Genomic DNA, 23,509 nt, shown 5'->3' on the forward strand with positions numbered 1-23,509 from the left:
GCGGCGGTGACCGCGCCACCGTCGTGCAGGCCGCGCTGACCCAGGTCGGTTCGCCCTACGTGTGGGGCGGCTCCGCACCCGGCGGATTCGACTGCTCAGGCCTGGTGATGTGGGCATTCCAGCAAGCCGGCATCTCGCTGCCGCACTCCAGCCAGGCGCTGGCCCACGGCGGGCAGCCGGTCTCGCTGGGCGACCTGCAGCCCGGTGACGTGCTGACCTTTTACTCCGACGCCTCGCACACCGGCATCTACATCGGTGACGGCATGATGATCCATTCCTCTACCTATGGCGTGCCGGTCCGGGTGGCGCCGATGAGCGCCGGCGGTCCGATCTACGACGCTCGCCGTTACTAGACACCCCCGACCGCGTCGCCGGCGGCTCTCGATACTGCTGGCTTGGGTTTTCGTTGTCGAACTGCTGGTGGCCGCGGCCGTGCCGTTCGACGCGAAGCGCGAAGCCCGGATCCGGCCCGCCCAGCTGGTCACGCCGGCCCGCAGCCAACTCCCCGCGTCCGCCAGGTCGATCACCGTCGGCGACCGCACCGTGCGGCTGCTGGGGCTCGGCGGCCCCGCCAGCGACCGGCTGCTGTCCCGGGTGGCGTCGGGCATGCCCGCGGCGATCGCCGCGGTGGAGTCGTTCTGGGGTACCGACTGGACCGGTGAGATCTCGGTCGTCGCGGCCGGCACCGACGAGGAATTTCGCGCCGCCGCCGGCGGGGGACCGCCGTCGCAGTGGGCCGATATCGCGGCCGTGACGGTGGTCGACCGGCTCGATCCCGTTCGCCGGGTCGCCGAGGGCCAGCGGATCGTGTTCGCGCCCGGCGCGGCCACGATGAGCGCTGCATCGTTGCGAATCGTGTTGGCTCACGAGCTTTTTCACTACGCCGCGCGCGCCGACACCGTCGCGGATGCACCCCGCTGGCTCACCGAGGGGGTGGCCGACTTCGTCGGCCGCCCGTCGACGCCGGTGCCCGCCGAGACGCTGCTGCCCATGACGCTGCCCACCGACGGCGATCTCGACGTGCCGGGGGAACAGCGCTCGCTGGCCTACGACCGTGCGTGGTGGTTCGCCCGATTCGTCGCGGACACCTACGGAGCGCCGAAGTTGCGCGACCTCTACCTGGCCACCTGCGGCGTTCGGCACGCCGACATGGCCGTCGCCGGTCAGGATGTGCTGGGCGACAGCCCGGCGGGCCTGCTCACGCGCTGGCATCAGTGGCTGGGCCACTAGGGCCGCGTCGCCCGGCTCGGACCGTGTGCGCGGGGTGCTCCGGCGCCAGGCTAGCCTGACGCAGGTGAGTCGGGTCCTGCTGGTAACCAACGACTTTCCGCCCCGCCCGGGCGGCATTCAGTCGTACCTCGGCGAGTTCGTCGGCCGGTTGGTCGACGCCGGGCCGCATACGGTGACGGTGTACGCGCCGCAGTGGAAGGGCGCCGACGCCTTTGACCGCTCAGCCAAGGCCGCCGGTTATCGGGTGGTGCGCCATCCGGGCACCCTGATGCTGCCGGGTCCGGCGGTCGACGCCCGGATGCGGCGGCTGATCGCCGCCGGCGGCATCGACACGGTCTGGTTCGGCGCGGCCGCGCCGCTGGCGCTGTTGGCCTCCCGCGCCCGCGGGGCCGGGGCGAGCCGGGTGCTGGCCAGCACCCACGGCCACGAGGTCGGGTGGTCGATGCTTCCGGTCGCCCGCTCGGTGCTGCGCCGCATCGGCGACGACACCGACGTCGTCACGTTCGTCAGCCGCTACACCCGGTCCCGGTTCGCGCCCGCGTTCGGCCCCAAGGCGTCGCTGGAATACCTGCCCTCGGGTGTGGACACCGACCGGTTCCGGCCCGACCCGGTGGGTCGGGCCGAGCTGCGTGACCGCTACGGGTTGGGCGAGCGGCCCACGGTGGTGTGCGTGTCGCGGCTGGTGCCACGCAAGGGCCAGGACATGCTCATCAAGGCCCTGCCGTCGATCCGGCGGCGGGTCGACGGCGCCGCATTGGTCATCGTCGGCGGCGGCCCGTATCTGGACTCGCTACGCGCGCTGGCCCGCGAGTGCGGGGTGGAAGACGACGTGACGTTCACCGGTGGTATACCGGCCGCCGAGCTGCCCACGCATCACGCGCTGGCCGACGTGTTCGCGATGCCGTGCCGCACCCGCGGCGCCGGGCTGGACGTCGAGGGGTTGGGCATCGTCTACCTCGAGGCCTCGGCGACCGGCGTGCCGGTCATCGCCGGCAAATCCGGGGGAGCCCCAGAAACGGTGCAGCACAACAAGACCGGGCTGGTCGTCAACGGCCGCGAGGTGGCCGAGATCGCCGGCGCCGTCACCGAATTGCTGACCGACCGCGACCGCGCGGCCGCGATGGGCGCGGCCGGGCGCGACTGGGTGATGGCCCAGTGGCGGTGGGACACGCTGGCGGCGCGGCTGGGCGCGCTGCTTGGCGGACCGACGCCCTGCTAGTCCTTCGCGTAGATGGCCTCGATGTCGGAGGCGAACTTCTCGGCCACCACGTTGCGCTTGACCTTCATCGTCGGCGTCAGTTCGCCGGTGTCCTCGGTGAAATCGACCGGCAGGATGCGGAACTTGCGGATCGATTCCGCATGTGACACAGCCTGATTGGCGTCCTTGATGGCCGCGTCCACCTCGGCGACCAGGTCGGGGTCGGTGGTCAGATCGCCCACCGAGGCGCCGGCGCCCTTCTGGTTGCGCTGCTTCCAGCCGTCGAACGCCTCGGGGTCGATGGTGATCAGCGCGCCGACGAACGGCTTGTTGTCCCCGACGACCATCGCCTGACTGATCAACGGGTGGGCCCGCAGCCGGTCCTCCAGGACGGCCGGCGCGACATTCTTGCCGCCGGCCGTGACGATGATCTCCTTCTTGCGCCCGGTGATCTTCAAGAAGCCGTCCTCGTCGAGCACGCCCAGGTCGCCGGTCCTGAACCAGCCATCGGTGAACGCGTCGTCGGTGGCCTGCTCGTTGCGCCAGTAGCCGGTGAACACCACGCCGCCGCGCACCAGCAGTTCGCCGTCCTCGGCGATGCGCATGCTGTTGCCCGGCACCAACGTTCCGACCGTGCCGATCTTGACGTTGCCGACCTGGTTGACGGTGATCGCCGAGCTGGTCTCGGTCAGGCCGTAACCCTCGTGGATGGTCAGGCCCACGCCGCGGTAGAAGTGCCCCAGCCGCGAGCCCAGCGGCGCGCCGCCGGAGACGGCAGCGCGGCAGTCGCCGCCCAGCGCGGCGCGCAGCTTGTTGTACACCAGCCGGTCGAACAGGGCGTGCTTGGCGCGCAACACCGGCCCGCGCCGGCCGCGGTCCTGCGCCTCGCTCCAGTCGACGGCTGTCTGGACGGCCGCAGCGAAGATCTTGCCCTTGCCGTCGTTCGAGGCGTTCTGCTCGGCGGTGTTGTAAACCTTCTCGAACACCCGCGGCACCGACACCACCACGGTCGGCTTGAACACCGCGAACAGCGGCACCAGGTTCTTGATGTCGCTGGTGAAGCCGACGGTGACCTTGTTGGCGAACGCGGACAATGTGAGCGAGCGCGCCAGCACGTGCGCCAACGGCAAGAACACCAGGAGCCGCTGGCCCTCGTCGAGCAGCGTCGGCAGGCTCTCCTTGGCGCCGCGGGTCTCATACAACAGATTCGAATGCGTCAGCTGGCAGCCCTTGGGCCGCCCCGTGGTGCCCGAGGTGTAGATGAGGGTGGCCGGGTCCGACGCCCGCAGCGCCTCGAGGCGCGCGGTCAGCTCGGCCGGTGCCACCGACGCGCCGGCCTCCTGGAGCTGGTCGAGCGCCTTGGGCCCCGAACCGTCGATGTGCAGCACCCGGCGCAGCGCGGGCAGTTCGGCGGTCAGCTCGGTGACCATGGCCGCGTGTTCGTCGGTTTCGGCGAACGCCAGCACCGCCTCGGAGTCCTGTAGCACCCAGCGCACCTGCTCGGCCGACGACGTCTCATAGATCGGCACGGTGACCGCACCCACCGCCAAAATGGCCAGGTCGAGGATCGCCCATTCGTAGCGGGTGGCCGAGAAGATGGACACCCGGTCGCCGGCCTGCACGCCCAGGGAGATCAAACCCAGTGCGGCCGAGCGGATCTGCTCGGCCGCCTCGGCGCAGGTGACGTCGGTCCACTCGCCGTCGATCTGGCGCTGGTAGATGACGAAGTTGGGGTCGTCGCGCTCGTGTTCAAAGACCATTGCGGCGATGTTGTCGTTATCGCCGACGGAGAAGCGGGCGGGGACGCTGTACTCACGCACTCTTATGACCTCAATCGACCTCGTGGAGATTCCCGGGAGGGGGTTGCTGCCGACCAGCCTAATCCGCGCGTTGACCCAGCACGGCTACCAGTGGTGGGCCGGGACCGCGATCGCAAGCCGCGACGTCCGGCCCGCCCTCGGCGGGGCGGCGCCAGCCGGTGTGTGAAGCTGGGGTGATGAACAGCATCCAGATCGCGGATGAGACGTTTGTCGCCGCCGACGGCGCGCGGGTGGGCGCCGCGGTGGCCGATCGGTCCAGCTGGCGACGCTGGTGGCCGGACCTGCGGCTGCAGGTCGTCGAGGACCGCGCGGAAAAGGGCATCCGGTGGTCGGTCACCGGCGCGTTGACGGGCACCATGGAGATCTGGCTGGAACCGTCGCTGGACGGCGTCGTGCTGCACTACTTCTTGCACGCCGAGCCGACCGGGGTGGCGGCCTGGCAGCTGGCCAAGCTGAACTTGGCGAAGATGACGCACCGCCGTCGGGTGGCGGGCAAGAAAATGGCCTTCGAGGTCAAGACGACACTGGAACGGTCACGTCCGGTCGGAGTTTCTCCGGTAGTTTAGCCGGGTCGGGTCCGCCGCGGAGAGTACCGTGTCGGACCGAGACCCGCGGGATCCCCACAGTCGACAGCGGTCGATCCGTTCGCGGGAGAGAGGGCAGCAATCAGGTGGCGGAGAAGACGACGCAAACCATCTACATCGAGGCCGACCCGGCCACCGTGATGCAGGTGATCGCCGACATCGATTCCTACCCGCAATGGATCTCGGAGTACAAGGAAGCCGAGGTCGTCGAGAAGGACCCCGACGGGTACCCCAAGGTTGCGCGGATCGTCATGGACGCCACGGTGATCAAGGACACCATGGTCATGTCCTACAAGTGGCCCAAGGATCGCCAATCGGTGAGCTGGACGCTGGTCTCGAGCTCGCTGCTACGTGCGTTGGAAGGCTCATATCGACTGGCGGCCAAGGGATCTGGCACCGAAGTCACCTACGAACTCTCCGTCGACCTGGCCATGCCGATGATCGGGCTGCTCAAGCGCAAGGCCGAGCGCCGGTTGACCGACACCGCGTTGAAGGATCTGAAGAAACGAGTCGAGGCTGAGTGAGTCCCCTGAATTCGGAGCGCCCGCCCCGGCCCGAATCAGCCTTTTCGTCGGCAAAGGCGGGGTAGGGAAATCCACCCTGGCCTGCGCCACCGCCGTCGGTGCCGCGAGCGCCGGGCAACGGGTGCTGGTGATCTCCACCGACCAGGCGCACTCGCTGGGTGACGTACTGGGCGTTCCCGTCTCGCCGAGTCAGGGCGACCTGGTGCGGGTGCTGGCCGACCTGGACACCGGACAAGCGGAGGCCGGCGGCGGGTTTCTCGACGCACTGGCCTTGGACACGCTGGCGCTGCTCGAGGTCCGCTGGCGTGCCGTCGTCGCCACCCTGGACCGGCGTTTTCCCGACTCCGAACTGAGTACCATTGCGCCCGAGGAACTTTCGGCCCTGCCCGGCGTGCAGGAAGTGCTCGGGCTGCACGCCGTCGGCGAGCTGGCCCGCAGCGGGCGATGGGATCGAGTGGTGGTCGATTGCGCGTCGACCGCAGACGCCCTGCGGATGCTGACGTTGCCCGCCACCTTCGGGCTGTACGTCGAGCGGGCCTGGCCGCGGCATCGCCGGCTGTCGGTCACCGCCGACGACGCCCGATCGGCGGCGGTGGTCGAGCTGCTCGAGCGGATCAGTTCGCAGGTGGAGTCGCTGAGCGCGCTGCTCACCGACGGTGATCTGGTGAGCGCGCACCTGGTGCTGACCCCCGAGCGGGTGGTCGCGGCCGAGGCGGCCCGGACGCTGGGCTCGCTGGCCTTAATGGGCGTGCGGGTCGAAGAGCTGATCGTGAATCAGGTTCTGCTGCAAGACGACTCGTACGAGTACCGCAATCTGCCCGAACACCCCGCCTTCTACTGGTACACCGAGCGCATCGCCGAGCAGCGCAGCGTGCTCGACGAGCTCGACGCCACCATCGGCGAGGTGGCGCTGGTGATGACCCCGCACCTGTCCGGCGAGCCGATCGGCCCCAAAGCGCTGAGCGGGCTGCTCGACGCGGCCCGGCGCCGCGGCGGCACGGCGCCGCCGGGCCCGCTGCGGCCCACCGTGGACCTGGAATCCGGGACGGGGCTAGGGTCCATCTACCGGATGCGGCTGGCGTTGCCGCAACTCGATCCGTCGGGGCTGACGCTGGGCCGCGTCGATGATGATCTGATCATCAGCGCCGGGGGATTGCGGCGCAGGGTTAGGTTGGCATCAGTACTTCGGCGGTGCACCGTGTTGGACGCACATCTACGGGGTAGCGAACTGACGGTGCGTTTTCGACCAGATCCGGAGGTGTGGCCGAAGTGAGTGGTGGGGGTCATTCCGACATCGGTCCGGAACTGCGCAGGCTCGCCCAGACGATCCTGGACGGCATCGACCCCGCGGTGCGCGCGGCGGCGGCGCTGACGGCCGGCGCGGGCGTGGGCACCGGTAAGTGCCAACAGGTGTGGTGCCCGGTATGCGCGCTGGCCGCGCTGGCCACCGGCGACCAGCACCCGTTGCTCACCGCGATCGCCGACCACAGCATCGCCCTGCTCGAGGTGATTCGCGACATCGTCAACGACATCGACCGGTCCGGCGGGCCGGCGCCGGAACCGCCGCCCGACGGTCCGCCCAGTGGCGGGCCCGGCGCTCCCGCATCGCGGACCCGGTATCAGCCCATCCCGGTCACGCTCGAGGAGTGAGCCGCCTGCGTCGCAGGTGGTCGGTTCCGGTGGGGATGGGTACAGTTGGCGCAGAACATCAGCGGGAATAGCCGAGAGGGAGGGCCATGTGGTACTGGCTGTTCAAGTACGTGCTCCTCGGCCCGCTGCTGTCACTGCTGGGGCGCCCGAAAGTCGAAGGCCTAGAACACGTTCCGAGTTCCGGGCCGGCGATACTGGCCAGTAATCACCTGGCGGTGATGGACAGCTTCTACCTTCCGCTGGTGGTGCGTCGCCGGATCACGTTTTTGGCCAAGTCGGAATACTTCACCGGCACCGGTTTCAAGGGCTGGTTCCAGCGGTGGTTCTTCACCGCCGTCGGCCAGGTGCCGATCGACCGCACCGACGCCGACAGCGCCCGCGCCGCGCTGACCACCGCGCAGCAGGTGCTGAGCCAGGGCAAGCTGCTGGGCATGTACCCCGAGGGCACCCGGTCGCCGGACGGCCGGCTGTACAAGGGCAAGACGGGACTGGCCCGGCTGGCGCTGGAGACCGGTGTTCCGGTGATCCCGGTCGCGATGATCGGCACCAACGTCGTCAACCCGCCCGGGACGAACATGCTGCGGTTCGGCCGGGTCACCGTCCGCTTCGGCAAGCCGATGGACTTCTCGCGGTTCGACGGGCTGGCCGGCAACCGCTTCATCGAGCGGGCCGTCACCGACGAAGTGATCTACGAGCTGATGGGGCTGTCCGGTCAGGAATACGTCGACATCTACGCGGCGAGCCTAAAAAAGGACGGTAACGACGGCGCCGCCAACGGCGAGGCCGTCCGGATCCCCGAAACGGCGGCCGGTTAGCCGACGGCGGTAACCGGCGCCAGCTGCTGCGGGGCCGTATCCCGCGCCATTCCGCGGGCGGTGACGGTGACACCCACCGTGACGAGCACCGCCAGCGCCCACCACACATAGGACATCCCGGCGAGCTGACGCCACCAGACCGCGCTGGCCTCGTGGTGCTTGGGCAGCAGGTCGATCGGCGACCACCGCATCAGCGCCACCCCCGCGGCGCTGACCACCATCAGCGCCGCGTTGCGGCGCCGCCAGCCCGCGATCCCCGTCACCAGCACCGCCGGCAGCACCCAGACCCAGTGGTGCGACCAGGACACCGGCGAGACCACCAGCCCGAACAGCGCGACGCAGACCAGCGCGAGCGTGGGCTCGTGGGCGCGCAACACCCGCCGCATCGCCCAGACCGTCAGCGCCAGCACCAGCAGCGACGCGGCCACCCAGAGCAGGGAGCGTTCCTGCTGCCCGAGCCCCAGCCGGGCTAGCGCGCCGGCGATGTTCTGGTCGGTGTTCAACGACGCCGAACCGATTCGGTCGGTGTGGCGCACGGTGTGCGTCCAGTACTCCCACGAGTCGTTCCAGGCCAGCACGAAACCCAGCAGCGTCGCGCCTGCGAAAGACGCCAGCGCGGTCAGCGCGGCCCGGGTATCGCGGCGCAGCAGGAAATAGAGCAGGAATACCGCCGGGGTCAGCTTCAGCGCCATACCCAGGCCCAGCAGCAGCCCGCGCGGCCACGGCGTGCGCCGCGGCACGCAGTCGGCGACCACCAGCGTCATCAGCACCACGTTGATCTGGCCGAAGGCGAAGTTCGAGCTGATCGGTTCCAGCCAGACCGTCGCCGCCGCCGCCGTGACGATCGCCAACCACCACCGGCGCAGCCAGGCCGGGCCGGCCAGCGTCGCCGAGGTGCTCCAGACGTCGAGGCGGGTCAGCACGATCACCGTCGACACCACCAGCAGCACCAGCGTCAGGACGGTGATCGCGACGCTGGCGGTGGGCATGTGCATCCAGGCGAACGGGCAGAACACGATGGCCGCCAGCGGCGGATAGGTGAACGGCAGATCCACGATCGGCGTGTGGAACAGCACGTCCCCGCGGTACAGCGGGTGGCCGTCCATCCACGCCCGCGCGCCCATCTGATAGACGTCGATGTCTATGCGATAGGGCGTGTGCCCGAACAGCTGCCACGCCGCGTAACCCAGCCCCGCGGCGGCGGTCAGCCAAGCCAGCCCCCACCACAGCACCCACCCGGGGCCACGCTTGCCTGCCAAGCCCACGCCGGGCGTCTGCCGTGTACTCATGTCGCACAACAGCGTAATGGGTGGCCGGGCCCCGACCCGCCTGGTGCAGCGCGGGTCCCACGACCCCGGCGCGGACAGGCGTACGTTTCAAGAGTGCTCCATTCGTTCGTGGCCGAGGTGACCCGATGGTTCGCCCACGACGTCTACGACCGCGGTCACCTGCCGTTGCTGTGCTGCCTGGTGGCCTTCATCCTCACGTTTTTCGTCACGCGAACGTGCGTGCGGTTCATCCGGCACCGCGCCACCACCGGCCGGACCGCCCGGTGGTGGCACCCACGCAACGTCCACGTCGGGGGAGTGCACATCCACCACGTGACCTTCGGGGTGGTGCTGACCCTGCTGTCCGGCCTGACGCTGGTCACCCTGGCCATCGACGGCCATGAACCCGAATTCACCATCGCGGCAACCTTTTTCGGGATCGGCGCCGCCCTGGTGCTCGACGAGTACGCGCTGATCCTGCACCTGTCCGACGTGTACTGGTCCGAAGACGGCCGCACCTCGGTGGACGCGGTGTTCGCCGCGGTGGCGGTGGCCGGGCTGCTGATCATGGGCCTGCACCCGCTGATGTTCTTCCTACCGATCTGGCACAGCGCCGATTCGGCGCTGCTGCGGGCCGTGGTGGCCAGCGCCATGGCGCTGACATTGCCACTGGCCGTCGTGGTGGTGCTCAAGGGCAAGGTGTGGACCGGCCTGCTGGGCATGTTTTTGGTCATCCTGCTGGTCATCGGCGCCATCCGGCTGTCGCGCCCGCACGCGCCGTGGGCCCGGTGGCGGTATTGCACGCAGCCGGACAAGATGCGCCGCGCGCTGCAACGCGAGCGCAGGCTGCGCCGCCCGGTGGTGCGGGCCAAGCTATACCTGCAGTGCGCCATCGCCGGCACACCGCGGTTGCCCGACGAACGCACCGTCGACGCCACGCTCGACCACGAGATCCACCCCGCGCCGGCGCCGACCGGGCCGATCCTGATCGGCCGCTAGCCGGCTTCGCGGCCGATGGACCGGCTCCTCCTTCGCGCCGTGCCGGCACTCATCGTCGCCGGTCTAGGCTTTCTCCGGTGCGGTACTTCTACGACACCGAATTCATCGAGGACGGCCGCACCATCGAGCTGATCTCCATCGGGGTGGCCGCCGAAGACGGCCGCGAGTACTACGCGGTGTCCACCGAGTTCGACCCCGAGCGCGCCGGGCCCTGGGTGCGCGCCAACGTGCTGCCCAAGCTGCCGCCACCGGCCTCGCAGCTGTGGCGCTCGCGCCGGCAGATCCGGGAGGACCTGGAGGACTTCTTCGGCCTGAATTCCGGGCGGGCGGCCGCCGAGCCGATCGAGCTGTGGGCGTGGGTGGCGGCCTACGACCACGTGGCCTTGTGCCAGCTGTGGGGCACCATGCCGGAGCTGCCGCGAGCGATACCGCGCTTCACCCGTGAGCTGCGGCAACTGTGGGAGGACCGGGGCAGCCCACGGATGCCGCCCCGATCGTCCGACGCGCACGACGCGCTGGTCGACGCGCGCGATCAGCTCCGCAGATACCGGCTCATCACCGGCGGGGACTGAGACGCCGGCGGGAACGCACCCGGCCGGCCCGCGTTCCCGCAGATCAGCCCTGACCAGGGACCCCCGCGCCGCGGTTACGATGGACCGATGAACTGGACCGTCGACATACCGATCGATCAGCTGCCGCCGCTGCCGCCGCTGCCGACCGATCTGCGGGCGCGGCTGGACGCCGCACTGGCCAAACCGGCCGCCCAGCAGCCCAGCTGGCCCGCCGACCAGGCGACGGCGATGCGCACGGTCCTCGAAAGCGTCCCGCCGGTGACGGTGCCGTCGGAGATCGTCCGGTTGCAGGAGCAGCTGGCCCAGGTGGCCCGGGGCGAGGCGTTTCTGCTGCAGGGTGGGGACTGCGCGGAGACGTTCACCGAGAACACCGAACCCCACATCCGCGGCAACGTCCGCACGCTGCTGCAGATGGCGGTGGTGCTGACCTACGGCTCGAGCATGCCGGTGGTCAAGGTGGCCCGCATCGCGGGCCAGTACGCCAAGCCGCGTTCGGCCGACATCGACGCGCTGGGCTTGAAGTCCTACCGCGGCGACATGATCAACGGCTTCGCCCCGGACGCCGCCGTGCGCGACCACGACCCGTCGCGGCTGGTGCGCGCCTACGCCAACGCCAGTGCGGCGATGAACCTGGTTCGGGCGCTGACGTCGTCGGGATTGGCCTCCCTGCACCTGGTGCACGACTGGAACCGGGAATTCGTCCGGACCTCGCCGGCCGGCGCCCGATACGAGGCGCTGGCCACCGAGATCGATCGCGGGCTGCGCTTCATGAGCGCCTGCGGGGTGGCCGACCGCAACCTGCAGACCGCCGAGATCTACGCCAGCCATGAGGCGTTGGTGCTCGACTACGAGCGGTCCATGCTGCGCCTGTCCGAAAGCGACGGCGGCGAACCGCAGCTGTATGACCTGTCCGCGCACACCGTCTGGATCGGTGAGCGCACCCGCCAGCTCGACGGCGCGCACATCGCCTTCGCCGAGGTGATCGCCAACCCGATCGGCGTCAAGATCGGCCCGACGATCACCCCGGAGTTGGCCGTCGAGTACGTCGAGCGGCTCGACCCGCACAACAAGCCCGGCCGGCTGACGCTGGTGAGCAGGATGGGCAACAACAAGGTTCGCGACCTGCTGCCCCCGATCGTGGAAAAGGTCCAGGCCACCGGTCACCAGGTGATCTGGCAGTGCGACCCGATGCACGGCAACACCCACGAGTCGTCCAACGGTTACAAGACCCGCCACTTCGACCGCATCGTCGACGAGGTGCAGGGCTTCTTCGAGGTGCACCGCGCGCTGGGCACCCACCCGGGCGGCATTCACGTCGAGATCACCGGCGAGAACGTCACCGAGTGCCTGGGTGGGGCGCAAGACATTTCGGACACGGACCTGGTCGGCCGTTACGAAACCGCATGCGACCCACGGCTGAACACCCAGCAGTCGCTGGAGTTGGCCTTCCTCGTCGCCGAGATGCTGCGCGACTAGCCGCGGGCCGAAAGCCGCTCCCGCCCTAAGCCCTGCGGCGCCAGGGTGGCCGGGGCAGTGCGGCTTCGCTTCGAGGCGAACCGGGCTCGCAGGTTGCCCCACACGATGCGCGGTAACAGGGCGGGATCCTGCAGCCGCGAGGGCGGGTCGATGAAGTTGGAGACCCGGAAGAAGCGTTCGGTCAGCACGACGTCGCGGGTCGAGGCGTTCAGTGCGGCTCGCGAGACCCAGCGGGCGAGTCGCCGGCGCAGCCCGCGCGGCCGGTAGCCGCCGGACGTGGCCCGGTCCCTGGCCCGATTGGCGCCCCACGTCTGGCCGATGTACACCGCGGTCGACCGGAAAAAGCGTTGCGCCAGTTGGGCATCGCCCGCGCTCAGGCAATCGCGCAGGGTCAGCGCTTCCAGCGCGGCGATCGTCATGCCCTGGCCGTAGGTCGGATCGAGACTGCAGAGCGCATCGCCCATCACCAGTAAACCCGAAGGGAAGTCGGCCATCTGGTCGTAGCGCCGCCAGATCGCGGCGGTGTGGTGGTATGTCACGGCTTCACCGATGGGATAGGCGCGGCGCAGGCCCTCGATGATGGCCGGGGGCAGTGACGGCTCGGCCATCGCGAGCATCGCGGCGAAATCGGTTGGCGGCTCGCCGGCATCGACCGGCACGCCGATCGCCAACATGAACGTGTCGTGCTCGTTGGCGAGTAACAAGCCCCCCGGCCGGCCGCCCCCCGGGTTGAACATCACCAGCCGCTGGGCGATCGATCCCTCGGGCATGCTCAACTGTTGGCTCGCGTAGCCGTATCGGGCCACCGCCCGATCCTCGGTTGGCCGCGGATAACCCAGGCTCTCCAGAAACGCCGGGGTGCGTGCGGCGCGCCCCATGGCGTCCACCACCAGATCGGCGTCCAGCGCGGTGAGGAAACCGTTGTAGCGCCGGGTGATTCGCACACCGTTCACGATGTCCGCGGTGTTGAGAAGTTCGGACACGTCGTGCCCGTCGAGGAACGTCACGTTCGGCAGGGCCTTGACCCGCCGACGGACGTGAAACTCCATGAACGGACGGGTCGTCATGTGCAGCGCCAACGCGTCCGGATCGGCGAACGTGCCCGAGTGTTTCATCTCGTAGCGCCCGAAGCGCACGTAGAACCGCGACAGATCACCGTCGTCGACGACGACCGCACCCGCCCTGGACAGGTCCTCGAGCAGGCCGGGAAACAACTCTTCCAGCGCCTGCAGGCCGCGGCTGTAGAAGTTGTGCACGTGACGGCCCTGGGGGATTCCCCGCCGGTGGCACGGATAGTCGGGCAATCTGTCCCGCTCGACCACACTGACCGAATCGTAGAACTCCGAAAGTACGCGGGCGGCAAGCAAACCCGCCATTCCGGCACCTAGTACGACTGCGTGCTCGCCGAGCCGGTTCGGCGAGTCGACGCGATGCGTTGTCGAACCCATGCAGAAGTACGGTACACCAAAATTAAGAAAAATAAGAGAACTTTGTGATTACGTTAAGACGCGTGCCGTCGTGCCGGGTCGCTTGGGCCCCATAGCGCGACCGGCTACAGCAGTCCGTTGAGGTTGCTGCCGACCGTCCACGCCGCGGTCGCGACCAGTCCGGTGAGCGCCAGGATCACCGCCACCCAGACCAACACCATGCGCCGGTTGTGCTGGCGCGCCCAGACGAATTCGCTGATCGGGATGCCCGCGAATTCGCCTGCGACGGCCTCATATTCGTAGTCGTCCTCGGGTTCGACGTCAGTCCGCACCGGGCGTTTCGGCGCCGGCCAGTCCTGGGGCCCCCGCGTCATCTGGCGCGTGGGGGCACGCACCGGCGCCGGTTCGGGCGGCGCGGGCCGTTGCGGCGGCCGCTGGCCCATCCGGCTATGCTGCAGCGCCGCCGAACGGTGTTGCGCGGAGTTGCGTGGCGCCGGCACGGAGAAGTGCGGCAGCGCAAGCTCGTCGGCGATGGCGTCGAGGTCGGCTCGCATCTCGATCGCGTCGGCGTAGCGGTCGGCGGGGTCGCGGGCCGTGGCGCGCTGCACGAATTCGTCGAACGGCCCGGGCACGCCGTCGATGACCCCACTCGGCGGCGGCACGTCGGTGTCCAGCCGCTGGTAGGCGAGCGACAAAGCCGAGTCGCCGGTGAACGGTGTGCGCCCCGTGAGCAGCTCGTAGGTCATGATCCCCGCGGAGTAGACGTCGCTGCGCGCAGTGGCGCTGCCGTCGCGCACCTGTTCGGGTGACAGATAGGCGGCGGTGCCCAAAATGACGCTGGCGGAAGTGATTCCGGCGGCGGCGACGGCTCGCACCAAACCGAAGTCGGCGATCTTGACCTCGCCGTCGTCGGAGATCAGCACGTTCTCGGGCTTGACGTCGCGATGCACCAGGCCGGCCCGGTGCGCGGCGGCCAGCCCGCCCAGCACCGGACGAAGCACCGCGGCGACGGCGTAGGGCGGCATGGGTCCGCGTTCGCCCAGCAGTTCGCGCAGCGTGCCGCCCTCGATGAGCTCCATCACCAGAAACGGGTGCCGGGCGTCCAGGCCCTGGTCGTAGACCGCGACCAGCCCGGGGTCCTTCAGCCGGGCGACGGTCTGGGCCTCGCGCTGGAAGCGGGTCAGGAATTGCCCGTCGCCGGCGTAGCGAGAATCCATCACCTTCACCGCGACGGGGCGGTCCAGGCGGGTGTCGAGCCCGCGGTACACCGTCGACGTGCCGCCGCTGGCGATCCTGGACTGAACCAGGTAGCGGCCGTCCAGCAAGGCGTTCTCCAACGGATCGGCCGACCCGGATTGGGGACGGCGACCATGCGGGCCGACCCGGCCCGAGGCGGGGCCGGGCGATTGCGCTTGGGCCACGGGGCCATCGTAGGTGTGCGGCGGTGATTGGCCGGTAGAACACGGGTTCAAGGCGGCGATCTAGGCCTAGACTTGCCGGGATGAGCAGTATTCCTGCCGGCGACGATGTGCTAGAGCCCGACGAGCCGATCTATGACCTCAAGCGGGTCGCCGAATTGCTGGGGGTGCCGGTCACCAAGGTGCATCAGCAACTCCGGGAGGGCCACCTGGTGGCGGTTCGCCGCGACGAGGGTCTGGTGGTGCCGCAGGTGTTCTTCACCAAGTCCGGTGAGGTGGTCAAGAGCCTGCCGGGACTGCTGACCATCCTGCACGACGGCGGCTACCACGACACCGAGATCGTGCGCTGGTTGTTCACCCGGGATCCCTCGTTGACCGTCACCCGTGACGGCAGCCGCGACGCCCTCAACAACGCCCGTCCGGTCGACGCCCTGCACGCCCATCAGGCCCGGGAGGTCGTGCGCCGGGCGCAAGCGATGGCCTACTGAGCCCGTTCGCTCAATCGGCGGGGACGTCGGCCGCGACGCCGGCGGGCTCCGCCTGCCGCGCGGGGGCCCGATACAGGCTGTAGCCGGCGATCAGCGCGCAGACGGTGGCCAGCGAAAAGTGCAACCACGAGTACATGCCGTGCGAGCCATCGGGTTTGAAGATCACCATCACCCAGGTCGACACGCCGCCGATGAGCGCGACCGCCCGCCGCGACTGCGCCAGCGGGGCCACGATCGCCAGCGGCCACGAGTAGTACCAGGGCAGGGCGGCCGGCACGAACAGCACCACGATCAGCATCGACCACGCGATGCCGGTCTGCGCGGCCCGGTCGTCGCGGCGAAACCGCCACCACAACAGCGGAAGCGAAACCGCGATGATCGCGATGCCCACCAGCCGGGTGACGCGAAGGATCGGATAGAAGCTCACCGGGAAGAACCCGCCGCCGATCGCGTGGATCAGGTTGGCGGCCGCGGTGGGCACGGTCAGCCAGTTGATGATCTTCACCGATCCGGCCAGCGCGGTCAGCCAGCCCAGGCCGACGCCGGCCACCGCGGACAGGATCGCGAACACCACCAAAAAGATCAGCAGCGACAACGCCGTGGCCGCGAAAAACGCTGGCAACGGCCGATATCCACGCCGATCGCGCAGCTGGCGCGCCCACACCCACACTAGAAAAGGCAGCGCGATGCCGGCGGTGGCTTTGACCGCGATGGCGACGGTGATCAGCGCGATGCCGGCAACGGGGCGGCCACCGAACGTCAACGCGATGCCAGCGGCCATCAGGCCCACCATCAGCATCTCGTTGTGCACCCCACCCATCAGATGGATGAGCACCAGGGGGTTGAGCACGCAGATCCACAGCGCCGTCGCACCGTCGGCGCCCAGCCGGTGCGCGATGCGGGGGGTCGCCCAGACCAGCAGCACCAGGCCGGGCAGCATGCACAGTCGCAACAACGCGGTGCCGGCCACCACGTTGTTGCCGACGACGATGGTGATGATCTTGGCCACCAGGATGAACACCGGGCCATAGGGTGCGGTGGTGATCGACCAGATGGGACTGACGTTGTCCAACAGGCTGTTTGGGTTGGCAACCGGGCCGACGGCGTACGGGTCCAGCCCGTCGCGCAGCAACGCTCCCTGCGCCAGGTACGAATAGGTGTCCCGGCTGAAGACGGGCACCGACACCAGCAGCGGCGCCAGCCAAAACGCGGTGGTGGCCTTCATGACGAACGCGGTCGCCTCGCCGGCCAGCACCCGACGGCCCAGGGCCAGCCACGCGATCAGCATCAGACCGACACCGGTCCACAACACGATCGACGACAGCACCAGGCCGTGCCCAAAACGCAACCAGGACATGTGCATCGACTCGAGCAGCGGATCGTGCTGGCGGGTGCTGCCCGCGCCCAGGCCGCCCAGGGTGATCAGCACCGATCCGAGCATGCCCAGTTTCGCCGGGCGGGAGTCGCCGGCGGCGAGGAAGGCCTTCAGCCGTGAAACCCATTCACCGCGTGCCGGTTTGGCCGCCGGTGAATCGCCTGCCGGGGTATCGATTGGCGTCGTCATCGGTCAGGCGGACCGGTTCGTGGCCAGCTTGGCCAGTTCGGACAGGCCCGCTTTGGCCGCGGTGTTGATGGGTGCGGCCGCCAGGGTGGCCAGCGCCCGCTGGGTCAGTGTGGCGATCCGCTGTTCGGCCGCGGCCAGCGCCCCCACCGACTCGATGACGTCGCGCAGCTGATCCACCTGCGCATCGGTCAGCCGGGCCCCGATTGAGGTGCGTAACAGGTTGGCCGCCAACGGGTCTGACTTCTCCGCCAACTCCACCGCCTCGGCCAGCAGCACGGTGCGCTTGCCCGAGCGCAGATCGTCCCCGGACGGCTTGCCGGTCACCGCAGGGTCACCGAACACGCCCAGCACGTCGTCGCGCAGCTGGAACGCCACCCCCAGGTCTGTGCCGAACTGGCTGAAGACGTCGTGGACGTCGGGCCGGTCGGCGGCGGCGGCCGCCCCGAGTTGCAGCGGCCGGGACACGGTGTAGCAGGCGGTTTTGAAGGTGTCGACGTTCATCGCCGAGGCGATCGAGGCGGCCGCGCTGGCCTCGGCGACGATGTCGAGGTACTGCCCGCCGAGCACCTCGGTGCGAATGTTCGCCCACACCCGCCGCACCCGGCGCGCCGCCTGCGCCGTCAACTCCACCCCGAACACGATGTCGTCGGCCCAGGCCAGCGCGAGATCGCCGAGCAGGATGGCCGCCGACATCCCGAACTGCTCGGGCGAGCCCTGCCAGTGCCGCTCGCGATGCAGCGCCGCGAACTGGACGTGGGTGGTCGGCCGGCCGCGCCGGGTGGAGGAGTCGTCGATCACGTCGTCGTGCACCAGCGCGCAGGCGTGCAGCAGCTCGAGCGCGGAAAACAGCAGCAGCGCTTGCTCATCGGGCGCTTCGGTGGTCACCGCGCGCCAGCCCCAATAGGCGAAGGCGGGCCGCAGCCGCTTGCCCCCGCCCAGCACGAAGTCTTCCAGCGCGGCGATCAGACCGCTGTAGTCGTCTCCGATGTACGCGGTCTCGGTGCGCCGATCGTGCATGTACCGCCGCAACTGGTCGGTGATCGCGCCGGTCAACTCGACGGTTGCCGCTGCTGCTGTGGCTCCTAGGCTCAGCGCGGCGCCCCTTTCTGCTCGGCTGGCTGGGTGTTCCAGGCCCGACCAGTGTATTCGCCGCAGCGCCCGGGTCGCCGTCCCCACGACGCGGGCGGGCGGACCCAGTTGCTTCGCATGGCTCACGAACCCGCCCCTATGCTGGCGGGTGCGCTGGGGGCCGCGAATGCTGCGCGGCCGCAAGACGCCCGGGCCAATAGTCGTCAGATGGAGAGAAGCCGCGTGACCCTCAACACCATTGCGCTCGAGCTGGTGCCGCCGAACGCCGACGAAGGTCGGGAGCGGGCGCTGGAAGAGGCGCACAAAGTGGTGCGGAATTCGGCGGAGGCGGGCCTGGGCGGGCGGATCCGGCACGTGATGATTCCGGGGATCATCGCCGAAGACGACGACCGCCCCATCCAGATGAAGCCGAAGCTGGACGTGCTCGACTTCTGGTCGATCGTCAAGCCGGAACTGTCCGGGATCAACGGCCTGTGCACCCAGGTCACCGCATTCATGGACGAGGCGACGCTGCGCGCGCGGCTGACCGAGCTGACCTCGGCGGGCATGGAGGGCGTGGTCTTCGTCGGCGTGCCGCGCACCATGAACGACGGCGAGGGCTCGGGCGTCGCCCCCACCGACGCCCTGTCGATCTACCGCGAGCTGGTGACCAACCGCGGCGTGATCCTGATCCCCACCCGGGACGGCGAACAGGGCCGGTTCAACTTCAAGTGCGACCAGGGCGCCACCTACGGCATGACGCAGCTGCTGTACTCCGACGCGATCGTGGGCTTCCTGAGCGAGTTCGCCAGGCAGACCGACCACCGGCCGGAGATCCTGCTGTCGTTCGGCTTCGTGCCGAAGATGGAGAGCCGGGTCGGGCTGATCAACTGGCTCATCCAGGACCCGGGCAACCCGGCGGTGGCCGCCGAGCAGGAGTTCGTCAGGAAGCTGGCCGCCGGCGAACCGGCGCAGAAGCGCCAGCAGATGCTCGACCTGTACAAGCGGGTCATCGACGGGGTCGCCGAGCTGGGCTTCCCGCTGAGCATCCACCTCGAGGCGACCTACGGGAATTCCGGGCCGGCCTTCCAGACGTTCGCGGAGATGCTCGCCTACTGGTCACCGGGCCGGCAGGGGTAGCTAGCTGGGCGGCGGCTGGTCGCGCGGCGCCGTCAACCGCGGTGACCGGTCCCGGCTCACCCAGGCCAGCAGCCCCACCACCCCGGCGGCCGCGAACGACGCGATGCACAGCCACACCACCGCTCCGGTGAAGGAACGGGTGTTTGGGTCGGTGTAGCGGGCCTGGGCAGTCATCGTGGTCACCACCCCGGGCTTGAGCTTCCACGACACCACGTCGGGCTCGACCCGGTCACCGTTGGTCGAGGTCACCACTCCGGGGAACGCGACCGTCAGCTCGACGTCGGCCTCGGGATCGGTCAGCGAGGTCAGGTCCGCCCGACCCTCCAGGATCACCAGGTTGCCGTTGCGGCGCAGCGTCAGGTTCACCCCGGAGGCGTCGGAGTTCATGTTGGCCAGCTGCGGCAACTCCGCGAACGTCAGGTCGGAGAACACCGCCTGCGAGCCGACGTAGCCGTCGCTGTCGTAGTTCGACACCGCCACCTTCTGGCTGAACGGCAGGTTGTTGCTGTCCAGTTGGGGGCCGGTGTCCTTCGAGGTCTTGGGTTTCGCGGCCGCGACGATCTCGCCGGACACCAGGTCGTCGGGGGAGATGGTGAGCGAGGCACGGACCCGCAGGCACCCGGTGGCCAGCGGCACCACCAGCAGCAGCATCGCGAGGGCGGTCAGGCGGCGCCGTCGAGCTCGAGACGCTCGGGATCCTCGGCTGCGGGACGGGGGAGAGCTGGCTCGCACCAGGTCATCGTGCCAGATCCGATGTGCCACCTGAATGAGGTGGCGTCTTGCGACCTGCGCCGGGTCGCGGCCCGGCTCGGGCTATAGCGGTAACTTGCGGCCCAGGATCGCAAAGGCCCGCGGGTCGCCGGCGAAGTGGTAGCCGCGAATGACGTCGGTGAAGCCCAGGCGCCGATACAACCGCCAGGCACGGTTGGGCTCACCATTGGTTTCCGGCGTGGAAAGCAGCACGTTCTGTTCGGCGCGACCGGCGAGCAGCCGTCGGGCCAGCGCCTCGCCCAGCCCGCGGCCTTGGGCGCGGGGGTGGATGTGCAGCTCCGTCAGCTCGAAGTAGCTGTTCATCAGCCGCGAAATTTCCTGCGGCGGTGAGCCGCCGCGCTGCATGCCCAGCACCACCTGCTGCTGCCACCATTGCCCGGGCGCGCCGGGGTAGCCGTAGGCCACCCCGAGCAACGGGGCGCTGGCCAGGGCCTCGGCCGAGGGCGGTTGCGCGCCTGCGTCTTCGGCCTCCTCGGTTTCGACGACGCCGGCCCCCTGCCAGCCCTGCCGCCGGATGTGTTCCAGCCACATCGCGGCGCGCTGGTTCTCGGTGCTGCGTGGGTAGCGCATCGCATCGACGTACACCGCCAGGGCGTCACCGAGGCGACGCTCCATGTCGTGTGGCAGCAGATCGATGAGAAATATTGCCAACTCGCGGTCTCCTCATCGGTTCCTCATCGGTGGGCAGGGCGGTGCGGTGCATCGGCGGCATGTGGTCGCGGTGAAACCGGGCCGCTATCGCCCATTATCGGACCCGCGCGCGACGGCCCGACGAGTGGTCGTGACACCGGACCGACGAACGACCGCGGTTGACGGAAGCCGGTTGTAGCGCACGGCAGTTCCGGTCTGCGGGGGCGTCCGCGGGCGGCCGGGATAGAATCGGCGCCGAACCAGTGGTATGGGGCAGATTGACCTCGTATCATTTCAATTAGTTGCCCCCGCAACGGGCATCCGCGTGCTACCGATAGTCACGTGCCAAACAGTCGGCAAGGAGGGACGAATGCCACTCTCCGATCATGAGCAGCGGATGCTCGATCAGATCGAGAGCGCTCTCTACGCCGAGGACCCCAAATTCGCGTCAAGTGTTCGCGGTGGAGGTTTTCGCGCGCCGACCGCCCGCCGGCGGTTGCAGGGCGTGGCGCTGTTCGTCATCGGTCTCGCGATGCTGGTCTCCGGGGTGGCGTTCAAGGCGACGATGATCGGAAACTTCCCGATCCTCAGCGTCTTCGGGTTCATCGTCATGTTCGGCGGAGTGATCTTCGCGATCACCGGCCCCCGGTTGTCCGGCAGGCCCGACCATTCCGGCCCGGCGGCCACGCCGCTGCGTCAACGCCGCAACAAAAGCGGGGGCTCGTTCACCAGCCGCATGGAGGACCGGTTCCGCCGTCGTTTCGACGACTAGCCGCATCCACACACACTCGGGGTAGCCATCGGCTGCCCCGATTTGTTTTCCGGGGCCGGGCGCCGTCGGCCGGGCATCCGGCCTCCGCGCAACCGTCGATGCCGTTTTGCTGCTCAATCGAGGCCTAACCGCGGCGCGTCTCGGTGTCAATGCCCCACCACGCCCCACTAAAGTCCCCCACAACGCCCCACCGACGGTATTTCGCCTGGTAATCGGGCCGCGATGCAGAACGCGATAAATGTCCCGGGCGGGGCGCGACACACCCTGTGCGCGGCTTTGGCGGCGTCCTGACGACGGATAACCCTGAAAACGCCACGGCGGCACCCTAAGAATGGGGCGTAGTGGGGGATTGTGGGGTATGGTGACTGCAGTGTTTGGGTGACCCCGTAGGGGAGGTGAGCTGGTGTTTCTCGGCACCTACACGCCCAAACTCGACGACAAGGGGCGGCTCACGCTGCCCGCCAAGTTCCGCGACGCGCTGGCAGGGGGGTTGATGGTCACCAAGAGCCAGGACCACAGCCTCGCCGTCTACCCGCGGGCGGAATTCGAGCAACTGGCCCGCCGCGCGAGCAAGGCCTCGCGGAGCAACCCCGACGCCCGGGCGTTTCTCCGCAATCTCGCCGCCGGCACCGACGAACAGCATCCCGATGCGCAGGGCCGGATCACGTTGTCGGCCGACCACCGGCGCTACGCCAACCTTTCCAAGGACTGCGTGGTGATCGGCGCGATCGACAACCTCGAGATCTGGGATGCGCAGGCATGGCAGGACTACCAGCAGACCCACGAAGAGAACTTCTCCGCGGCCAGCGATGAAGCACTCGGCGACATCATCTGAGGCGCATGCCCGTGCACCGTGGCCTCTGCCCGAACCGACCCTGGCGTACTTCCCCAACGCCAGGTTCGCGACTTCGGTCAGAGACCTCGGTGCAGGGGCCGCCCCTCTTCCCGAGCACCTGCCAAGGCCCGTCCGGGCGGCACAGACCCGACGCGGCGCGAGGACCCGCCTGTCGGGATTGCGGGCGGCCGACGGATGCCGACAGATTCGTGGAGGCGTTGCGGTGGCTGACAATTCGAGTCCCGACGACTACGGGCATGTCCCCGTCCTGCTGGAACGCTGCGTCGAACTACTCACGCCCGCGCTGACCCGCCACCAGCCCGACGGGTCGGGGGCGACGCTGGTCGATGCCACCCTGGGCGCGGGCGGGCATGCGGAGCGGTTCCTCACCGACCTGCCGGGCCTGCGGCTGATCGGGCTCGATCGCGATCCCAGCGCGCTGGACATCGCCCGGGCGCGACTGGCGCGCTTTGCCGACCGTCTCACGCTGGTACACACGCGCTACGACGACGTCGCCGCGGCGCTGGCCGAATCCGGGTATGCGGCAACCGAATCCGTGGACGGAATGCTGTTCGACCTCGGGGTGTCGTCCATGCAGCTCGATCGCGCCGAGCGCGGCTTCGCCTACGCCCAGGACGCGCCGCTGGACATGCGGATGGACCCCTCGTCACCGCTGACCGCGGCCGACATCGTCAACACCTATGACGAGGCCGAGCTGGCGAGGATCTTGCACCGCTACGGCGAGGAGCGGTTCGCGCGCCGCATCGCCGCGCACATCGTGCGCCGCCGGGCCCGGGAGCCGTTCACCTCGACCGCGGACCTGGTGGCCCTGCTCTACGAAGCGATTCCGGCCGCGGCCCGGCGCACCGGCGGACACCCGGCCAAGCGCACCTTTCAGGCGCTGCGGGTCGCGGTCAACGACGAACTGGACACGCTGCGCAACGCGCTCCCGGCCGCCCTGGACGCCCTCGATGTGGGCGGGCGCATCGTGGTGATGGCCTACCAATCGATGGAGGACCGGATCGTCAAGCGGCTCTTCGCCCAGGCGGTCGCGTCCCGCACCCCGGTGGACCTGCCGGTCGAACTCCCCGGCCACGAGCCGCGATTCCAGTCCCTGACGCACGGCGCCGATCGGGCCGACGCCACCGAGATCGAACGCAATCCACGCAGTGCCGCAGTGCGGTTGCGGGCGCTGCAACGAATGCAGTCACAGCAGGCTAACGGAAGAGGCGACGCATGAGAGCAGAGCGCGAGACGTCG

The 23,509-nt window shown here is 69.2% G+C and carries 24 protein-coding genes; 16 read left to right on the plus strand and 8 right to left on the minus strand.

Going from position 1 to position 23,509, the window contains the following annotated elements; all coding sequences use genetic code 11:
• The 3 genes from DQP58_RS18590 to pimB form a co-directional block, all read left to right on the plus strand.
• Positions 1-353 (plus strand): NlpC/P60 family protein (locus tag DQP58_RS18590; RefSeq protein ID WP_133259397.1); only part of this gene is annotated, 353 nt, incomplete at its 5' end.
• Positions 354-414: 61 nt separating this feature from the next.
• Complete coding sequence (locus DQP58_RS18595) at positions 415-1,230, plus strand: hypothetical protein (RefSeq protein WP_112709722.1); 816 nt, start codon at positions 415-417, stop codon at positions 1,228-1,230.
• A gap of 64 nt (positions 1,231-1,294) precedes the next feature.
• A complete protein-coding gene (gene pimB, locus DQP58_RS18600; protein ID WP_112709740.1) occupies positions 1,295-2,449 on the plus strand; it encodes a GDP-mannose-dependent alpha-(1-6)-phosphatidylinositol monomannoside mannosyltransferase in 1,155 nt (384 codons plus the stop codon).
• Here the strand turns inward: pimB and DQP58_RS18605 are convergent.
• The gene (locus tag DQP58_RS18605) at positions 2,446-4,248 is read right to left on the minus strand and encodes an AMP-dependent synthetase/ligase (protein ID WP_112709723.1); all 1,803 of its coding nucleotides are present in this window, start codon (positions 4,246-4,248) and stop codon (positions 2,446-2,448) included. The two genes, pimB and DQP58_RS18605, sit on opposite strands and share 4 nt — an antisense overlap.
• 176 nt (positions 4,249-4,424) lie before the next feature.
• Between DQP58_RS18605 and DQP58_RS18610 the strand changes: the two genes are divergently transcribed.
• The 5 genes from DQP58_RS18610 to DQP58_RS18630 all read left to right on the plus strand — a co-directional run bounded on the left by DQP58_RS18610 (position 4,425) and on the right by DQP58_RS18630 (position 7,821).
• Positions 4,425-4,814 (plus strand): polyketide cyclase / dehydrase and lipid transport, encoded by a 390-nt coding sequence (locus DQP58_RS18610; protein ID WP_066995796.1) that lies wholly within the window; start codon positions 4,425-4,427, stop codon positions 4,812-4,814.
• Positions 4,815-4,918: 104 nt separating this feature from the next.
• Positions 4,919-5,356, plus strand: a complete 438-nt coding sequence (locus DQP58_RS18615) for an SRPBCC family protein (protein WP_112709724.1) — start codon at positions 4,919-4,921, stop codon at positions 5,354-5,356.
• Positions 5,349-6,629, plus strand: a complete 1,281-nt coding sequence (locus tag DQP58_RS18620; protein WP_205869467.1) for an ArsA family ATPase — start codon at positions 5,349-5,351, stop codon at positions 6,627-6,629. The genes DQP58_RS18615 and DQP58_RS18620 overlap by 8 nt, the downstream gene beginning before the upstream one ends.
• Complete coding sequence (locus tag DQP58_RS18625; RefSeq protein ID WP_205869466.1) at positions 6,617-7,006, plus strand: hypothetical protein; 390 nt, start codon at positions 6,617-6,619, stop codon at positions 7,004-7,006. The genes DQP58_RS18620 and DQP58_RS18625 overlap by 13 nt, the downstream gene beginning before the upstream one ends.
• Positions 7,007-7,092: 86 nt before the next feature.
• Complete coding sequence (locus DQP58_RS18630; RefSeq protein WP_112709726.1) at positions 7,093-7,821, plus strand: lysophospholipid acyltransferase family protein; 729 nt, start codon at positions 7,093-7,095, stop codon at positions 7,819-7,821.
• Here the strand turns inward: DQP58_RS18630 and DQP58_RS18635 are convergent.
• Positions 7,818-9,110, minus strand: a complete 1,293-nt coding sequence (locus tag DQP58_RS18635) for a glycosyltransferase 87 family protein (RefSeq protein ID WP_112709727.1) — start codon at positions 9,108-9,110, stop codon at positions 7,818-7,820. The genes DQP58_RS18630 and DQP58_RS18635 overlap by 4 nt on opposite strands.
• Positions 9,111-9,203: 93 nt before the next feature.
• Here DQP58_RS18635 and DQP58_RS18640 point away from each other — a divergent pair, with 93 nt between their 5' ends.
• From DQP58_RS18640 to DQP58_RS18650, 3 genes are all read left to right on the plus strand, one after another.
• Complete coding sequence (locus DQP58_RS18640; protein ID WP_112709728.1) at positions 9,204-10,088, plus strand: hypothetical protein; 885 nt, start codon at positions 9,204-9,206, stop codon at positions 10,086-10,088.
• A 77-nt stretch (positions 10,089-10,165) separates the two neighbouring features.
• Complete coding sequence (locus DQP58_RS18645) at positions 10,166-10,660, plus strand: polyadenylate-specific 3'-exoribonuclease AS (RefSeq protein WP_066871683.1); 495 nt, start codon at positions 10,166-10,168, stop codon at positions 10,658-10,660.
• 87 nt (positions 10,661-10,747) lie between these two features.
• Entirely contained in the window at positions 10,748-12,136 is a 1,389-nt protein-coding gene (locus tag DQP58_RS18650) for a class II 3-deoxy-7-phosphoheptulonate synthase (protein WP_112709729.1), read from the plus strand.
• Here DQP58_RS18650 and DQP58_RS18655 read toward each other — a convergent pair.
• Together DQP58_RS18655 and DQP58_RS18660 are read right to left on the minus strand one after the other, a co-directional pair.
• Positions 12,133-13,584 carry an FAD-dependent oxidoreductase gene (locus DQP58_RS18655; protein ID WP_112709730.1) on the minus strand — a complete coding sequence of 484 codons (1,452 nt, stop codon included), beginning with the start codon at positions 13,582-13,584 and terminating at the stop codon, positions 12,133-12,135. The genes DQP58_RS18650 and DQP58_RS18655 overlap by 4 nt on opposite strands.
• A gap of 104 nt (positions 13,585-13,688) precedes the next feature.
• Positions 13,689-14,900, minus strand: coding sequence for a protein kinase domain-containing protein (locus DQP58_RS18660; protein ID WP_240629952.1), 1,212 nt, complete (start codon positions 14,898-14,900; stop codon positions 13,689-13,691).
• 164 nt (positions 14,901-15,064) lie between these two features.
• Here DQP58_RS18660 and DQP58_RS18665 point away from each other — a divergent pair, with 164 nt between their 5' ends.
• Complete coding sequence (locus tag DQP58_RS18665) at positions 15,065-15,469, plus strand: Rv2175c family DNA-binding protein (protein ID WP_112709732.1); 405 nt, start codon at positions 15,065-15,067, stop codon at positions 15,467-15,469.
• 10 nt (positions 15,470-15,479) lie between these two features.
• Here the strand turns inward: DQP58_RS18665 and DQP58_RS18670 are convergent, their stop codons facing one another.
• Positions 15,480-17,033, minus strand: a complete 1,554-nt coding sequence (locus DQP58_RS18670) for an alpha-(1->6)-mannopyranosyltransferase A (RefSeq protein ID WP_112709733.1) — start codon at positions 17,031-17,033, stop codon at positions 15,480-15,482.
• A gap of 3 nt (positions 17,034-17,036) precedes the next feature.
• Positions 17,037-18,086, minus strand: a complete 1,050-nt coding sequence (gene idsA2, locus DQP58_RS18675) for a bifunctional (2E,6E)-farnesyl/geranyl diphosphate synthase (RefSeq protein WP_112709734.1) — start codon at positions 18,084-18,086, stop codon at positions 17,037-17,039.
• Between the two features lie 258 nt (positions 18,087-18,344).
• On the opposite strand from idsA2, the gene DQP58_RS18680 reads away from it, so the two are divergent.
• Positions 18,345-19,241, plus strand: coding sequence for a mycobacterial-type methylenetetrahydrofolate reductase (locus DQP58_RS18680; RefSeq protein ID WP_112709735.1), 897 nt, complete (start codon positions 18,345-18,347; stop codon positions 19,239-19,241).
• On the opposite strand, the gene DQP58_RS18685 is transcribed toward DQP58_RS18680, so the two are convergent.
• The gene (locus DQP58_RS18685; RefSeq protein WP_112709736.1) at positions 19,242-19,892 is read right to left on the minus strand and encodes an LppM family (lipo)protein; all 651 of its coding nucleotides are present in this window, start codon (positions 19,890-19,892) and stop codon (positions 19,242-19,244) included.
• A 162-nt stretch (positions 19,893-20,054) separates the two neighbouring features.
• Positions 20,055-20,663: a GNAT family N-acetyltransferase gene (locus DQP58_RS18690; protein ID WP_112709737.1), complete on the minus strand. Its 609-nt coding sequence runs from the start codon at positions 20,661-20,663 to the stop codon at positions 20,055-20,057.
• 349 nt (positions 20,664-21,012) lie between these two features.
• Between DQP58_RS18690 and DQP58_RS18695 the strand changes: the two genes are divergently transcribed.
• The 3 genes from DQP58_RS18695 (at position 21,013) to rsmH (ending at position 23,489) form a co-directional block, all read left to right on the plus strand.
• The gene (locus DQP58_RS18695) at positions 21,013-21,414 is read left to right on the plus strand and encodes a DUF3040 domain-containing protein (RefSeq protein WP_112709738.1); all 402 of its coding nucleotides are present in this window, start codon (positions 21,013-21,015) and stop codon (positions 21,412-21,414) included.
• Positions 21,415-21,817: 403 nt separating this feature from the next.
• On the plus strand, positions 21,818-22,249 hold the full coding sequence (mraZ, locus tag DQP58_RS18700; protein ID WP_066873398.1) for a division/cell wall cluster transcriptional repressor MraZ: 432 nt from the start codon (positions 21,818-21,820) through the stop codon (positions 22,247-22,249).
• Positions 22,224-23,489, plus strand: coding sequence for a 16S rRNA (cytosine(1402)-N(4))-methyltransferase RsmH (rsmH, locus tag DQP58_RS18705; protein ID WP_112709739.1), 1,266 nt, complete (start codon positions 22,224-22,226; stop codon positions 23,487-23,489). The genes mraZ and rsmH overlap by 26 nt, the downstream gene beginning before the upstream one ends.
• Positions 23,490-23,509: the final 20 nt, after the last annotated feature.

Source organism: Mycobacterium colombiense (genome assembly GCF_003284975.1).
In the GTDB taxonomy this organism is placed as follows: Bacteria; Actinomycetota; Actinomycetes; order Mycobacteriales; family Mycobacteriaceae; genus Mycobacterium; species Mycobacterium europaeum_A.

Coding starts and splice junctions, on each gene's coding strand:
- DQP58_RS18630 (WP_112709726.1), top strand. CDS start 7,093: ATGTGGTACTGGCTGTTCAAGTACGTGCTCCTCGGCCCGCTGCTGTCA.
- DQP58_RS18695 (WP_112709738.1), top strand. CDS start 21,013: ATGCCACTCTCCGATCATGAGCAGCGGATGCTCGATCAGATCGAGAGC.
- DQP58_RS18685 (WP_112709736.1), bottom strand. CDS start 19,892: ATGCTGCTGCTGGTGGTGCCGCTGGCCACCGGGTGCCTGCGGGTCCGT.
- DQP58_RS18650 (WP_112709729.1), top strand. CDS start 10,748: ATGAACTGGACCGTCGACATACCGATCGATCAGCTGCCGCCGCTGCCG.
- rsmH (WP_112709739.1), top strand. CDS start 22,224: ATGAAGCACTCGGCGACATCATCTGAGGCGCATGCCCGTGCACCGTGG.
- DQP58_RS18670 (WP_112709733.1), bottom strand. CDS start 17,033: ATGACGACGCCAATCGATACCCCGGCAGGCGATTCACCGGCGGCCAAA.
- DQP58_RS18610 (WP_066995796.1), top strand. CDS start 4,425: ATGAACAGCATCCAGATCGCGGATGAGACGTTTGTCGCCGCCGACGGC.
- DQP58_RS18635 (WP_112709727.1), bottom strand. CDS start 9,110: ATGAGTACACGGCAGACGCCCGGCGTGGGCTTGGCAGGCAAGCGTGGC.
- DQP58_RS18655 (WP_112709730.1), bottom strand. CDS start 13,584: ATGGGTTCGACAACGCATCGCGTCGACTCGCCGAACCGGCTCGGCGAG.
- DQP58_RS18665 (WP_112709732.1), top strand. CDS start 15,065: ATGAGCAGTATTCCTGCCGGCGACGATGTGCTAGAGCCCGACGAGCCG.